The sequence below is a fragment of the Pseudokineococcus marinus genome, from assembly GCF_013004605.1.
Taxonomy (GTDB): Bacteria; Actinomycetota; Actinomycetes; order Actinomycetales; family Quadrisphaeraceae; genus Pseudokineococcus; species Pseudokineococcus marinus.
In genome coordinates this window covers 1-1,315 of sequence record NZ_JABEMA010000533.1, presented here as the reverse complement: position 1 = coordinate 1,315, position 1,315 = coordinate 1, and the positions used below count along the sequence as shown (strand labels likewise).

Genomic DNA, 1,315 nt, shown 5'->3' with positions numbered 1-1,315 from the left:
CGCTGGGCGCGCTCGAGCGCGGCGCGGGCCTGGTCGGTAGTGGCCTCGAGGGAGTGCTGGGCGGCGAGGCGTTCGGCTCGGGCGGCGTGCCGCCGTGCCGGACCAGCGGACGCGGACCTCCCCCTCCCCGGAGCCCGGGCGCGCGCCGAGGGGCGGGACCGCCGCGCCGCCGTCCCGCAGCGGGGCCGAGACGGCGTTGGCTGCCACGAGCACCGCCCGGTCGTTGCGCCAGCTCGTCGACAGGTGCAGCACGCGCGTGGGCGCCCCTCCGGCCCGGGGGAAGTGCTCGGGGAAGCGCTCGAGGGCGCCGGCGCTCGCGCCGCGGAACCCGTAGATCGACTGGTGCGGGTCCCCCACCGCCGTGACGGGGTGGCCGCCGCCGAAGAGGCTGCGCAGCAGCTCGAGCTGGGCGTGGCTCGTGTCCTGGTACTCGTCGAGGAGCACGACGCCGTACCGGGCGCGCTCGGCGGCCCCCACGGCCGGCGCGCGCGCCGCGGCGAGCGCGGCGAGGCGCACCTGGTCGCCGAAGTCCAGGGCCTCGGCGGCGGCCTTGCGCTCGGCGTAGGCGTGCAGCAGCGGCACCAGCGCGCGACGGGCGCGCAGCGCCCCGATCGCCTTCCCCAGGGGCGAGGACGGCGTCGGCCGCGCGGGTGCGCCGCCCGCCTCGTCCTTGGGCAGCCGGCCCACCCGCTCGAGGACCTCGCCCAGGGCGTCGTCGAGCTCGTCGGGCTCGACGAGGTGCTCGGCGCTCTCGGCGGCCAGGGAGAGCACGCCCTGGACGACCGTGGAGACGGCGGAGTCCACGCCCGGCAGGTCCCCCGTCCACCGCTCGACGACCTCGGAGGCCAGCTGCCAGGCCGCCGCCTCGCCGAGCACGCGCGCGCCCGGCTCGACCCCCACCCGCAGGCCGTGCTCGGCGAGGACGCCGGCCGCGTAGGAGTGGTACGTGGCCACGACCGGCTCGCCGTCCGGGACCACGGGCGCGGAGGCGTCGCCGGCGGCGTCGAGCGCCGCCCGCAGGGCCCGCAGCCGCAGGCGGACGCGCTCGGCCAGCTCGCCCGCGGCCTTGCGCGTGAAGGTCAGCCCGAGGACGCGGTCGGGCGCCACCGCCCCGGACACGACGAGCTGCACGACGCGGGCGGCCATCGTCTCCGTCTTGCCCGACCCGGCGCCCGCGACGACGAGCAGCGGCTCGGGCGCCGCCTCGACGACGGCGCGCTGCTCCGGGGTGGGCGGGTGGCGGCGCAGGAGCCGCGCCACCTCCAGCGCGTCGGGGACTCGAGGCCTACGCCCCTGCCATGGAAGCAGCGTTGGA

General features: G+C 79.3%; 1 protein-coding gene. It reads right to left on the bottom strand.

Annotated elements, in window-relative coordinates; genetic code table 11:
• Positions 1–1,260 (bottom strand): UvrD-helicase domain-containing protein (locus tag HLB09_RS17265; protein ID WP_212771319.1); only part of this gene is annotated, 1,260 nt, incomplete at its 3' end.
• Positions 1,261–1,315 lie beyond the last annotated feature (55 nt).